Source organism: Haladaptatus ordinarius, from assembly GCF_054177595.1.
Window position 1 is genome coordinate 1 of record NZ_JBPEHH010000107.1, and the last position, 12,250, is coordinate 12,250.

The window sequence follows — 12,250 nt, forward strand, 5'->3', positions numbered from 1 at the left end:
GTTCGCCCCCGGCGAGCGGGGGCGAACACGTCGTACTCCAACAGAAACTCGAATTCAAGGTGTTCGAACAGCGGTACTGTTTCGGTCGCCGCCGCATTCAAAAAGTCGTCTACCGAAGCTACGTCTTGCAGGGCGTTGGTACTGCTGGACACAGTTTCAAAACCCTGCGGCCTCCCTTGGGAGGCTTTCTATGACACGCTCGACATAGCCAACCAAGTCCTCGCCCTCGCTCTCGTGTATGGTGTGGACGCGATTGTTCACGAAGACCTACGGAGTCTATCACCGCCGCGTGGTGAGGGGCAATTGTCGTGGGAACTCAGTTCGTGGGCACGCCGTGAAATTATCTCGAAAATCGAGTATCGGGCAGACATCGCCGGATTACACGTGGAGCGAGTGCGTCCGGGTAACACGTCTCGGTCGTGCCCTCGGTGCGGTTCGACGGGCCACACCACAAAGTCCCCCGACCACTTGTTTGAGGTGTGGTGGGGTGGGCATTTCCGCTGTGACAACGCTCGGTGTGGCTTCGAGGCCGACCGTGATTACGTTGGCGCAGTGAACGTGGCTGGCGTGTTCTTCAGTGAGACGGCTTCACTAAACCACGATTTCACGTCCTCCTATACGGGGGACTCTGAAATCGTGCCAGCAAGCCGTTCCGCTGGCATGCGTCTCGCGTTCGGTGAAGCGCCTCTTGCGTACATCGGACAGTCTTCACAGGAGCGGGTGACTGCTGGTGGTGGGTCGTGCTTCATAGCGCCCGCTGTCACCCCGACAGAGACGATAAAAGATAGTAGCAACCCTTGTGCATCAAGCCCAGCGATGCTTGGAATGAACCGTTTTACACGGATTACGACCAATTGCTACCGAAAATAGGAACGGTTCCCGTCGACGGAAGACAGTGTGGCTGCTAGTCCTCGTCCATGACTGGGCCTGGTCCCTCTTCAGATGGCGACCCGGGTCCGATGGGGTAGTAGAACTCGTGTTCCGACTCGGTCTTGAAGCGTTCGATTACATCCCGAAGCGGGCGGGCGTACCGGGCCAGGTCCTCGGCACGCTGAGAGACCTCGCTGAGTTCGGCGGCCTGTTCTTCGGCGGCGCCAGCGATGGTCTTGGACGCGGAGAGCGTCTGTTCGCTTAACTCGACGACCTCGTCGAGCGTGGTAGCGACCTCGTCGATCCGGTCCAGCGAGTCGTCGAAGTCGACATCGGGGTTCTCGCTGGCGAATGCTTCGATGTCAGCGGCGATCCGGTCCATCGTCTCGGATATCGACTGGAGGCGTTCCTTCTGGTTGTAGGTGTCGTCGGAAATATTCTGGATGGACTCGGCGCACTGTTCAGACGCATGCCGGATATTCTGGGAGGACGTCTGGACCATCTGACCCGAAGATTCGACCTCGTCGGCGAAGCTCTTGAGCTGGCCGAAGGTCCGCTCCAGTTCGTCGATCGTCAGGTTGTATTCGGTTGCGATCTGATCTATCGCGTCGACCACCCCGTCGGGTTCCATCCGCCCGGTGAGGTCTCCGGACGCGCACTGCTGCATGATCGCGGCGTACTCGTCGGCCTTCGCCTGGAGGTACTCGTTCATTCTGACAGCTTCGGATCGGGCCGCCTCTGCCTCTTTCCGGGCCTTCTCGGCTTCGCGATGCGCTTCCTGTGCTTCCTGCATCTTATCCTGCAGGTCGGTGACCGTCACGAGTCCGGTGTTCACGACGAAGAACACGAACACTGCTCCGAACAGGAACACCAGTCCAGTGAACATCTGGAACACGACTTCGTTACCGGCGAACGTGACCGCGAGGGCCGCGACGTAGCCCAGCAAAAAGAACGCCATCAGGCCGAACAGCCCCTGCCAACGCAGTTGATAGGTATTCTCGTCGAGTCGGTCGAACAGGCGGCGGGTATAGAGGATCGAACCCAACATCACGACCGCGCCGAGGGTGATGAACAACTGTACGACTGTCGAGATTGGAGCCATGCTAGGTCACCTCACGTACTCATCGACTGGTGTCGGACCGCGGGTCGTTCTCGTGTCGTTGCACCACGCCGCGAGACTGGAATTGTGGTTGTATTCTGACATATTTTATTGTCGTATTGGAAGCTACCCGCATACTATATCAACAACTGGATGTCCGCTCGCCCATGTGCTGAAGGGCGGTGGCGACGCCGACGCCAGTGGTGACGCCCTCGTAGAAGTCGGCCTTGTCGTAGTCCATGAGGTCCTGGGTCGTCTGACAGGCCTGGAGGTCGACGCCCATCTCGACGCAGGTGTCGATGAGTTCCTCGATGGTGGCGGGGTCGTTGTCCTCGATGCGGCGGTTCATCATCCAGCTCGTCATCCAATCCATCTCCGGTAGTGTCGCCAGCACGTTCGTAATCGGCATGTGCTGGTCGTCATCTCTGGTAACTGGTCGTCATCTCTTGTAACTGCTGGTTTCCGTGTATCTCCGATTTCATTGCTCTGGTAGTTCGCTCGGTTGGTCCGTAGTCATCGTTCACAGATAAATGTATGAAAATATCCCTTGAAGAGCTAAAAGTGCCTTTAAAAGAAAGATAAATTAATATTTCCTTTTATATTTATCCATTCATGCGAGAGCTACAATTTCTACCGGACATCACTTATGAGTCACGGAGTGGGTGTGATGGAGACAACCTCTGAGTCGGTCACCTCGTTTCTGACAGGAATTAGACAGCTCATGTAGTGTGTGCTGAACTCAGGGCGTATATTGGCCACATGATCTTCCAAATTTCGGTGTTACGTACCGGTGAGAAGGGTATCGGTTCACCGGTCAGGAGCTGTCAGTATCCCGGTTTCGGTTGAAGAGTGCGCTGAGCGCGATAAGAAGGTAAACCAATCCGAAGCAACGGATCACCGTAACCAGTCCCTCGTTCCACTCTATCGTCTCCGGTCGTTCGTAGGCGTAGTCCTCGCTCAATTTGAGCGCCTGCTTCGGAATAAAGAGTGCGACAGCTCCCGCAATTCCGAGAACGTACATCGATGCGGTGTATGCTTTTCCCCCGGCAATGCTGACAAGTAGGAAGACGATCCCTTCTGCTCTGATCGCGGGAGTGAACCAGGGCTTCGCGTTGACTTCGTCAGGGTTCTTGAGAGCAAATTGCTCATAGAGGTAGCGAATCTTCGCTGGAAACAACGCGATGATGACTCCGATGAGACCAATAATTGTTCTGTACATGTGAAAATAGTACGCCTCGTACTGTTTTAAGCTGCAGCCCTATCGAAACCTACCGAACTCGGACACTTGAGAGCGGTCAAACGCACAATAGGCAGGTCCACTGAGCAGGCGGTTCACCGGTTTAAGCGTGAAACAAACGAACCCGCCGTGCTGAACTCATTCTCTGTCTCTTGCACGGGGTTACTGACAACATCTCGTTATCTCCGTGAGCCGCTGCAAGAGACAGGGTACGTATCGTTCAGCCCATTCTCACCGACTGGTGAGCTTGTGGTGTGTATCCAGCAGTGAAGCTGCAATCGAGTCACTGTTGTTTATTTTCGTGTCGTAAAACATGACGAAACGGAAAGAGACCACCATCGACAGCAATCGATCACCCCGTCCACTCTCAGACGGTGACAATCTCGGTTGACTCAATCACGTATTTCCGACCACAGACGCAGTGGCCGGTACCACCTCTCCCTCTCGCGCTGACTTCTAGCCGATAGATGCCGATACAACTGCCGTACTCACGAGTAGCCGTACGGCGTCAGTCCCGAACCGTGTCAATTCGGGGCGCCCACGTCGTGGAGGAGTGCACCGGGCTCGACCCACGCCGCTTGAGCAACTAGCGGGTCGTCGAGTCGCCTATTTAGCCACCAATATCCAGCGTGGAGCCGGGCCCGATCCTCACCGCGGCTCGAAGACGTGGATCGGCCAGTCGGTCTCGTAGTCGAGCGCGACCTCCCGCTCTGCGGCCGTCGGCTCGCGCACTGTGAGTTCGACCGAGTCACCGATGGCGACGTCGGCGTAGTCGGCGGCCACGCGCCCAAGGAGGCGGCCTCCGTCCGCGAGTTCCACGACGGCGACCGTGTAGGGCGCGTCCGCCGCGAACGCCGGCGGCGGCGTGTGGACCTCCGTGTACGAGAAGACCCGGCCCTCGTGTGACTGCGATTCGACGTCGACGGCGCGACTGCCGCAGGCGAAGCAGGCCGGCCGCGGTGGCAACAGCACCTGTCCACAGTCTGCACAGACCCCGCCCATGAGTTCGCCGTCCGCGAGAGCGTCGAAGAAGCCTGGAAGTGTCCGCGCGTCGGTCGCATCGAGGTCACCGTCAGTCATGGTGCCACCGCCGTCGTGAGTACGTGGCCGACGGTAACGGCGTCCGCGACGCCCCCTTCGTTGAGCAACAAGGCTGTCTCGGCCCCTTCGACCGCGCGGTCGCCTGCGGCCCCCGTGAGCTGTTCGTAAGCTTCGAGCGCCTGCAAGAGCCCGGTCGCGCCGATGGGGTGGCCACGGGCCTTCAGTCCGCCACTCGGACTCAACTGTACGTCCGTCCAGCCGTCAGCCCGCTCCGCTGGCGCCTGGTAGCTCTGATAGCCCGTTCCCGCGGGGGCGAAGCCGACGGCCTCCGCGAGCAGGGCCTCGCAGACGGTAAAGGCGTCGTGGACCTCCGCGATATCGACGGCCGTGGCGTCGATGCCCGCTTCCTCGTAGGCCGTCTCAGCGGCGATGCGAGCTCCGGCGATGTCAGTCATGTCTCGCTCGGCGACCGCGATGTTGTTTGCGGAGGCCCCGCTGCCCGCGACGCGCACCTGCGGGCGGTCGAGTTCGGCCGCCAACTCGGCGGTCGTTACGAGGACGGCCGCGGCGCCGTCCCCGACCGGCGCACAGTCGTAGAGCTTCAGCGGCGGGGCGATGGGGTCTGACTCCAGGACTGTCACCACGTCGATCTCCTTCGGAAACTGCGCCCGGGGGTTGCGAGCGGCGTTGGCGTGGTTCTTCACTGCGATCTCGGCAAGGTCGCGTTCCGTAGCGTCCGTTTCGTGGAGGTAGCGCTTGGCAAGCAGTGCGTACTGGCTGGGCGCGGTGATTCCGGAACGCTGCTCGATGGCACGGTCGAACGCAGCCGACAGTGCGTCAGTCGCACCGCTGGTGCCCGCGGAAGTCATCTTCTCGACGCCGCACGCGAGCACGGCCTCGTGTTCTCCGTTGCGGACGTCCTTGACCGCGTGGCGCAACGCGAGCGCGCCTGCGGCGGCACACCCCTCGACTCGCTCGGCGGGGACGTGACGGAGTCCGGCCCACTCGGCCAAAAGCGTCCCGTACATGATCTGGTGTTCGTAGCTTTCCGACTGGCTGCCGACGTACACCGCCTCGACGAGGTCGGCAGGATCGGGCAACTCGTCAAACGTCTCCGCGAGGGCAACCGAGAACAGGTCGCGGCCCGGGAGGTTCGTGCGGCCGAGCGGCGAGGCGCCGACCGACGCGATGACTGGCTCTGGCATGCGTACCTACCCGGTCTCACTGGGAATAGTTATCTATTCGCATTCTCACACTGACTGAACTATCGAGTTGTAGAATTACTTAAATATCACTGCAGGCGGCACTGTCTAGTTTAGCTCCTCGACGGGTGTTCGGTTGTTGAGCGATTGATGTGGTCGCTGATGGTTATAGTAATGCACAAATTGTTCAAGCCACCGTTGGACGCTCGGCCGACTGTCCACCCACGACGTATGGAAGCGGTCGATGCGCTGTTTGAGCGTGTGAAACCATTTTTCGATCAGGTTTCGCTCCGTGTAGTTAAGCGGACCGCTCAACCCAACTCGAAAGAGGGCAGTCCGATAGCCGTAGCCATCAACGAGAAACTCAGCATCCGAGAGATCGTGCTTCTCGGCCAGTTGGCCGAGAAACACAGCCGCTTGATCAGTGCCATGCTGCTCAAATACGGTAACATCGAGCAGCAACTTTGTGTTGGTGTCGATTGCAGCGTACACCCACAACCACTCGCCGTTCACTTTGACAGCGGTTTCGTCGACCGCGACCCGCATCGGCGACGCCGACGGCGGATCCGAGACGCTGTCAGCAACACGATGTACCCACTGAAAATCGCTTGATGTGACCGTTCAACGCCGAACAGCGCGAGAATCGCTTGTGTCTCTCTGAGTGAACAACCGGTCGTGTGGAGCCGGACGGCGAACGCCCTAGGGCGTCGCCGTCCGCTCACGCTCCCAACATTCAAGATTCGTCGTCTCTAACGTCTCGCTGAGCAGTTCTTGGTTGAGCATAGACACCAAAACCAACGAACTGCTCGCTTCTCAAACTGGCCTAACTAGACAGTGCCCAAATTTGGGTTCTCTCAGTAGACATTCTTATCAATTCGTTCACGTTCTTGTCTCGGCCGCCACGCCCGCACATACTAGCCACCCAAACAGTCCATTGGTCACACACCATATTTCCGGAGTAAATCAGCTGTACACTACTGGTAGAGGCCTTCTCTAGACACAATCACTTACTCGTGAGCAGCGTTCAACGCATTGTTGAGTTCAAACAATTCCATGACAACAGCACTATCGGCTACTTGGTATCGCGTTGGCGAGGTTTTCGGCACTTCCTCTATGATCTCGACTTCAAGCAGTAGGTCGATGTAATTCGCGACAGTCTGGCGAGTAACACCAGCATGGTCAGCGAACTCGGTCTTATTGAACTCCCGTCCTGGTGGTAGGTCGAGGAGTGCATCGATAAGAATTGCAACGCTCTCATGCTGGGTGAGATGGAGCCAGCCACTCGGGTGTGCAAGACGGGACGCCTTCGTATCTAGCTCTTCAGCGCCGTCGGGTGGTGTAGTTTGGCTCATGGCTTCTATCTGGGTTTCTAGTTGTCCACATCCGCATATGGATGTTTCCATTAGCGTTAACAACAATTAACATCGTTTATAAACTACTCTTGAGTAGCGGTTTTCATGGAAAAACCGTCGGTGAAATGCGCCCTCCTTGCGGCTATGATCGCGAAACACCGCTGGGGGACACCAATTGACCAAGAACGCCTTCTTGCAATTGCGGCTATCGAACAACATGCATATCCAACTGCTCGTGAGGTGTTTGCTACTCTTCAGAGTGCCGAATATATTACAAACAAGGGAAATCACGGGATCGAACTCAACAATAGCGAATTCGGCGCATTAGCGGATACACTCTACCACAAGTGCCACTGGGAAGCCTTTGAAATCAAAAGTCGCTTCAAGCACTATGAAGGATGGAGTCAGCACGATTGGGCCTAATACTGTGAACAATACTCGAGAGCGGGATGGTATACGACTCTAACCATCATTTCACTGGCTGAAGCTGACGAGACGGCACAGAAACGCCAGGCTGAACAGTTCTCCTACGACATCGAAGCCCCCGGAATGGTCGAAGTGACTAACGAGAGCCACGAGAATCCCGCAGACCACCAGTACATGGTCTCCATCGACGACGTGACCGAGAAACTGATAGCCTGCACGTGCCCGCACCACGTCCACCGGAACGTCTACTGCAAGCACATGACTGCCGTCAAAACCACAACCGACGACGGGACGCTCGACGCCTTCCCGTCCGAGGACGAAGACGAGACCGAACCTGAAGACTGCGACTGCGATGACCTCGGTGACTTCCAATACTGGCCGTGCGTGCAAACGGGATCGAGAGGAACTGCCGAACTAACCACCGCGTCAGTCCTTTTTAATCCCTGGCACGCCAAGTGACGCTCTCAGACGCGATCAGCGAACGCTCACAGAGAGTGTGAATGTAGCTATTGATGCGACACTGATGTACTGGCGGCCACCACTTGCCCATATGTAGCCACACCTAATCGCTGAACCCATCAAAGCCATCAATTCTACCGAAGTACCACTAGAGCTGTCACCGTAGCGGTAGCGCCCAAAATAGCAGGAAGAGGTACGACTTACTGCCAGACGACAGCTCGTGGCGCTAATAAAATAAATGGTAGTCGATTACTTGAAACAAATTATGCAAACTCATCGATAACGGGAATACCCATCGTCTCGAAATCGCTCATCGATGCGAGTCGATCGGAAACATCGTCAAGCGAAACTGTCTCCGAAACCACAGCACTTGGGTCGAGTTTCCCCGTTTCGACCATGCGGAAGATTTCATCGTACCGCGTTGGAGGCATACCAAGCGATCCGATAAACTCAATCTCCTTCATGACCATCATATCCGTCGGCAGTGCCACCATACCCTGCTCATCTCGGGTACTCAACCCGACTTGGACATGTTGACCGCGTGTACCGAGACTCATCACGGAATTTCGACACGTGGTTTCAATACCGAGCGCATCAACCGAGACGTCAACACCACCACCGGCGAGCACCTGCACGGCTTCCGGAGTATCGTCAGCATCGCTCGCGTTGACCGTTTCAACCGCTCCGAGTTCGCGTGCTTTGTCTAACTTCTCATCACTGAGATCAACTGCAACGACATTTGCGCCGAGCGCATCAGCGATGTGAACGGCTGAAAGGCCAACCCCGCCACACCCGTGAACAGCGACCCAATCTCCTGCATTGAGATCTGCTTGGTGGGCAAGTGCGTGAAATGAGGTCATAAATCGGCATCCGAGTCCTGCCATGTCGACTGCTGAAACACCACCCGGTAGCTGGACGACGTTATGATCGGCTGCTGGGACATGTAGTTGTTCTGCAAATGCTCCTTGGACAGGCTCGGCAAATCCCAGGGGCATCACGTTTTCACAGGTGTTTCCGTGCCCAGTTCGACACTGGTGACACGTTCCATCACCAATATTGAACGGAATGGTAACTCGATCGCCTTCCGTGATGTTCTCAACGTCGTCACCAACTTCTACAACTGTACCAGCAGGTTCATGCCCGAGAATTTGTCCCTTCGGTGGCTGGATACCAAGCCAGTCCCAATCACCTTGCCATCCGTGCCAGTCACTGCGACAAATTCCACACGCCTCCATCTCAACGACAACACCCTCAGTCTCTAGACTGGGGGCATCAACGTCGTGAATTGCGAGCGGTTCTTGATATTCTTCGAGGACGGCTGCGCGCATAACAAGTCCACATCGGGCATTCTTAACAACCTTTTCACTATATAAATGGTCGTGTTTAGTCAAGGATAAAGGATGAGTCGGAGCGAATTTCGGCTGATCTAATGGCTGAAATCGCCCGCCTCAACGGTTGTAGCGACTGGATCCAGTTAGATTTTGTGGAGCGAGAGCGGACACCGAGAGATCTGATGGCACTCGATATTCGACTTCATCTGGCTTGATTATCAATTTCGAATACTATATTAGAATGAGAGAATTTCGGTGTCGAACGATGCGGAAAGCCGTTCACGATTGGGTACAGGGGGCAGATCCACATCCCGCCAGCGACGCGAGTCTGGATTACATCGCACTTGACGAGACAGTGATCCGAATCAGTGGTCAGCAATTCTGGCTGTATGCCGCCGTCGATCCGGATTTGAACGAATTCCAGCATATACGGCTGTTTGCGACGACTACGACGGTGTCGACACAACAATTTCTGCGGGAATTCGTAAGAAACACGATGTCTCCAACGCCGTATTTCTCGTTGATCACGCACATCACCTAGCGGCTGCACTCCACAGAGCAGGACTCCGATTTCATACTGTTCAACATGGAAATCGGAATGCAACATGACCCGGTCCGGTTGCTATCTCAAGCATCCGAGTATCAGGAGAGGCGGCTGTCGCTTTTATGAGACGATCGATTTTTCGGGATCGGCGACTGAAGAGTTGGTTGCATAAGCATCGGCCTGCTTCATGAACCATCTGTTTGTGAGTGGATGGGTTAGATATACTAAAACTAGCTCGAATAGTATTTATATAATTATAATTAAATCATATATATCACAAAGAGCAATTGAAAGTGATACCATTGATCCGATAAATTATTGGTTTTCCATTGCTGCTAAGCTCACGTCTACTAACAGCTATTCAAGCTGACTTTGTGACGAGAGTTCCCTCCCGTTATCACTTCTGCAGAGCAGCTATAGATCGGACTTTATTTTTTCGAGTATATTGGAGAATAGCAGCTGAAAAGATCGCGAGAAGGGCTCCCACCGCGAGGGTTGGAAATGCAAACGTGTACCCACCAGTGTCGAGTGCCCATCCAAAAACCACCGGTGAGATCACGGTTGTACTAAATCCGATAAACGATTGCACCGATAATGCCGCTCCAACGTGCTCGTCAGCAACAAGTTCAGTAATCAAAGTTGACGTCGGTGCACTATCCATCGTTAGGGCAACACCGTAGCATAGAACAAGTATGGTAAGCGCGATGAGCGGTAACCATTGGAACGCACCGATGGTCGCACTGATGAGGCCACTCACGAAGAGGGCAAGAGAAATGATCTGAACCCGCCCGACACGGTCGCTCAGTATGCCACCAATGACGTTCCCGAGGCCGCCAAGAGCAATCATCACACCGGCAAGCGTTCCCGCAACCAGCGCTGGCTGTCCGGTTGCTGTGACCGCTGGTGCTGCAAGTAAGAATGCGACAAGCCAGTTGCGGACACCAAACAACTCCCAATTGTGCCACGAGTACACACCTATTGCAGCAAGATAGGATCGGTTTCGTAGCACAGTGAGGTCAAGGCCGGTTGCCGTTCGCTGAATGGTGTTCGGAGCATCACGACCAACGATAAGAATCAGGGGTGCGACAACGAGCGCTCCGACACTTGTGGTAGCAATTGCGATTCGCCAGTCGAGTGCGCTTGCAACTACCGAGGAAATGAGAAACGAGAGACCACTACCGAGAGAAAATGTCCCGATGTAAATTCCCATGGCAGTCCCTCGAGCCGTCTCGGCGTACCAATCAGCGACAAAACGCATCCCAGGGACATACACGCCAGCCATGCCGAGGCCGGCGACGAATCGAAGCGCTGTGCCGCTATAGAATCCCGTTGCCAAAATAGCAAACCCAAGACTCGCGACACCTGTTGTTGTTGCACCAACTGCAATTATCCGGCGCGGTGAATAGCGATCAACAAACACTCCAGCAGGGATGATCGCGATAAGGTACCCGGCTTGGAACGCGCCAAAAATGATCCCGGCGTTGATACCCGAAAGTCCCCATTCCTCCACGATAAGGGGGAGGACTGCAGAATAGTTGAACCAGACAAGGATCGAGAGTAATAGAGAGATACTCGCTACAGCAAGCATTCGAGACTGTTCTCGATTCCAAGACATCTGCAACTACTCCATCCTAGACGGACGAATAGATATTCGGGTGGCGGGAGTATTTGCCGAGTCTATGCTATCGTCCTGCTAGGCAAATAACTTAGTTTACGTTATTATATATAAGGAAATAAGATTCTAACAAATTCCATTTAGCATGAGAGGGGCGTCAGCGAAAACAAGTCACCCACGAGAGCCACGAGAACCCCGCAGACCACCAATACACGGTCTCCATCGACGACGTGACCAACGAACTGCTGGCCTGCACCTGCCCGCACCACGCCACCGCAATGCCTTCTGCAAACACATGGCCGCCGTCGAAGACGCAACTGACGACGAGACGCTCGAGGCCTTCCCGTCCGAAGACGAAGACGATGCCGAACCAGAAGACTGCGATTGTGACAGCCTTGGTGACTTCCCGTGCTGGCCGTGCGTAAGAATAGGACGGAAAGAACTGCCAAACTAACCACCGTTTCAGTCTTTTTTATCCATGGCACGCCAGGTGACGTTCTCGGATAGCACCGACCAGCGAACGCTCACAGGATCACAGATTAGGAATGAGACTAGAGATTGGACTATAATAGTTTCACCACTAACTTCGAAGCACATACATACATTTCTACAGTACGTATGGAACAGTTCGTCGGCACTGTCTAGATAAGGATAACAAAGCGACAGTGGTACGATTAAGGGGATTTTTACACTGTTTGTATGTGACTGATTCTTGAGAGTGAGATCGGCTGCACCGTGAGAAGACTGAATTCAATTGCGTCACCAAAAAACCTCGTCATGATGAGACGAGGAGATTCGTTGGCCACTCACAGGAGAGACGTTGAAACGCCACTCTACAACAGAATCGCTTAACTAGACCGTGCCGGTACGACGACAGAGTGCCGTGATCGATAGTTTTCTCGTGCTGTGATGCACCGCATCTGGTCCTCTTAGTCTACCGCTTTGGATTGAACTCCGCTAGTGCTTCGTCAACCATAGATTGTTAAGAGACAATCTGTTAGAGAGGATATGGTAAACAAGGAGTATACGGTTGATCTTTCAGACGAGGAACGCACCGAGCTCGAATCGTTCGTC

10 protein-coding genes and 4 pseudogenes are annotated in these 12,250 nt (G+C 55.0%); 4 read left to right on the forward strand and 10 right to left on the reverse strand.

Translation table 11 applies throughout. The annotated features are described in order from the left end of the window. Window positions 1–152: pseudogene (locus ACR3FF_RS22595) on the reverse strand (IS5/IS1182 family transposase); the annotation flags it as partial. A 91-nt stretch (window positions 153–243) separates the two neighbouring features. Here ACR3FF_RS22595 and ACR3FF_RS22600 point away from each other — a divergent pair. Then, window positions 244–870: a zinc ribbon domain-containing protein gene (locus ACR3FF_RS22600; RefSeq protein WP_458190406.1), complete on the forward strand. Its 627-nt coding sequence runs from the start codon at window positions 244–246 to the stop codon at window positions 868–870. A 34-nt stretch (window positions 871–904) separates the two neighbouring features. Here ACR3FF_RS22600 and ACR3FF_RS22605 read toward each other — a convergent pair whose 3' ends face one another. The 7 genes and pseudogenes from ACR3FF_RS22605 to ACR3FF_RS22635 all read right to left on the reverse strand — a co-directional run bounded on the left by ACR3FF_RS22605 (window position 905) and on the right by ACR3FF_RS22635 (window position 6,801). Continuing rightward, window positions 905–1,972 (reverse strand): methyl-accepting chemotaxis protein, encoded by a 1,068-nt coding sequence (locus tag ACR3FF_RS22605; RefSeq protein WP_458190398.1) that lies wholly within the window; start codon window positions 1,970–1,972, stop codon window positions 905–907. A gap of 134 nt (window positions 1,973–2,106) precedes the next feature. After that, window positions 2,107–2,381: pseudogene (locus ACR3FF_RS22610) on the reverse strand (DsrE/DsrF/DrsH-like family protein); the annotation flags it as partial. A gap of 402 nt (window positions 2,382–2,783) precedes the next feature. Next, window positions 2,784–3,188: a hypothetical protein gene (locus tag ACR3FF_RS22615; protein WP_458190399.1), complete on the reverse strand. Its 405-nt coding sequence runs from the start codon at window positions 3,186–3,188 to the stop codon at window positions 2,784–2,786. Window positions 3,189–3,854: 666 nt separating this feature from the next. After that, window positions 3,855–4,286, reverse strand: coding sequence for a Zn-ribbon domain-containing OB-fold protein (locus ACR3FF_RS22620; RefSeq protein ID WP_458190400.1), 432 nt, complete (start codon window positions 4,284–4,286; stop codon window positions 3,855–3,857). Beyond that, window positions 4,283–5,452 carry a thiolase C-terminal domain-containing protein gene (locus ACR3FF_RS22625; RefSeq protein WP_458190401.1) on the reverse strand — a complete coding sequence of 390 codons (1,170 nt, stop codon included), beginning with the start codon at window positions 5,450–5,452 and terminating at the stop codon, window positions 4,283–4,285. The genes ACR3FF_RS22620 and ACR3FF_RS22625 overlap by 4 nt, the downstream gene beginning before the upstream one ends. A 105-nt stretch (window positions 5,453–5,557) precedes the next feature. Continuing rightward, window positions 5,558–6,232: pseudogene (locus tag ACR3FF_RS22630) on the reverse strand (IS6 family transposase). Window positions 6,233–6,456: 224 nt separating this feature from the next. Then, window positions 6,457–6,801, reverse strand: coding sequence for a hypothetical protein (locus ACR3FF_RS22635; RefSeq protein WP_458190407.1), 345 nt, complete (start codon window positions 6,799–6,801; stop codon window positions 6,457–6,459). Window positions 6,802–6,906: 105 nt separating this feature from the next. Here ACR3FF_RS22635 and ACR3FF_RS22640 point away from each other — a divergent pair, with 105 nt between their 5' ends. Both ACR3FF_RS22640 and ACR3FF_RS22645 read left to right on the forward strand, forming a co-directional pair. Beyond that, complete coding sequence (locus ACR3FF_RS22640) at window positions 6,907–7,224, forward strand: hypothetical protein (RefSeq protein WP_458190402.1); 318 nt, start codon at window positions 6,907–6,909, stop codon at window positions 7,222–7,224. A gap of 126 nt (window positions 7,225–7,350) precedes the next feature. Next, entirely contained in the window at window positions 7,351–7,686 is a 336-nt protein-coding gene (locus ACR3FF_RS22645; RefSeq protein WP_458190403.1) for an SWIM zinc finger family protein, read from the forward strand. 263 nt (window positions 7,687–7,949) lie between these two features. Here ACR3FF_RS22645 and ACR3FF_RS22650 read toward each other — a convergent pair whose 3' ends face one another. Beyond that, window positions 7,950–9,014 (reverse strand): zinc-dependent alcohol dehydrogenase family protein, encoded by a 1,065-nt coding sequence (locus ACR3FF_RS22650; protein ID WP_458190404.1) that lies wholly within the window; start codon window positions 9,012–9,014, stop codon window positions 7,950–7,952. A 101-nt stretch (window positions 9,015–9,115) separates the two neighbouring features. On the opposite strand from ACR3FF_RS22650, the pseudogene ACR3FF_RS22655 reads away from it, so the two are divergent. Next, window positions 9,116–9,620 (forward strand): annotated as a pseudogene (locus ACR3FF_RS22655) (IS6 family transposase); the annotation flags it as partial. Between the two features lie 338 nt (window positions 9,621–9,958). Here ACR3FF_RS22655 and ACR3FF_RS22660 read toward each other — a convergent pair. Beyond that, window positions 9,959–11,149, reverse strand: coding sequence for an MFS transporter (locus ACR3FF_RS22660; RefSeq protein ID WP_458190405.1), 1,191 nt, complete (start codon window positions 11,147–11,149; stop codon window positions 9,959–9,961). Window positions 11,150–12,250 lie beyond the last annotated feature (1,101 nt).

Bases quoted from the DNA above. Each gene is read 5' to 3' on its own strand.
- ACR3FF_RS22605 (WP_458190398.1), bottom strand. From the start codon at position 1,972: ATGGCTCCAATCTCGACAGTCGTACAGTTGTTCATCACCCTCGGCGCG.
- ACR3FF_RS22615 (WP_458190399.1), bottom strand. From the start codon at position 3,188: ATGTACAGAACAATTATTGGTCTCATCGGAGTCATCATCGCGTTGTTT.
- ACR3FF_RS22620 (WP_458190400.1), bottom strand. From the start codon at position 4,286: ATGACTGACGGTGACCTCGATGCGACCGACGCGCGGACACTTCCAGGC.
- ACR3FF_RS22625 (WP_458190401.1), bottom strand. From the start codon at position 5,452: ATGCCAGAGCCAGTCATCGCGTCGGTCGGCGCCTCGCCGCTCGGCCGC.
- ACR3FF_RS22635 (WP_458190407.1), bottom strand. From the start codon at position 6,801: ATGAGCCAAACTACACCACCCGACGGCGCTGAAGAGCTAGATACGAAG.
- ACR3FF_RS22640 (WP_458190402.1), top strand. From the start codon at position 6,907: ATGGAAAAACCGTCGGTGAAATGCGCCCTCCTTGCGGCTATGATCGCG.
- ACR3FF_RS22645 (WP_458190403.1), top strand. From the start codon at position 7,351: ATGGTCGAAGTGACTAACGAGAGCCACGAGAATCCCGCAGACCACCAG.
- ACR3FF_RS22650 (WP_458190404.1), bottom strand. From the start codon at position 9,014: ATGCGCGCAGCCGTCCTCGAAGAATATCAAGAACCGCTCGCAATTCAC.
- ACR3FF_RS22660 (WP_458190405.1), bottom strand. From the start codon at position 11,149: ATGCTTGCTGTAGCGAGTATCTCTCTATTACTCTCGATCCTTGTCTGG.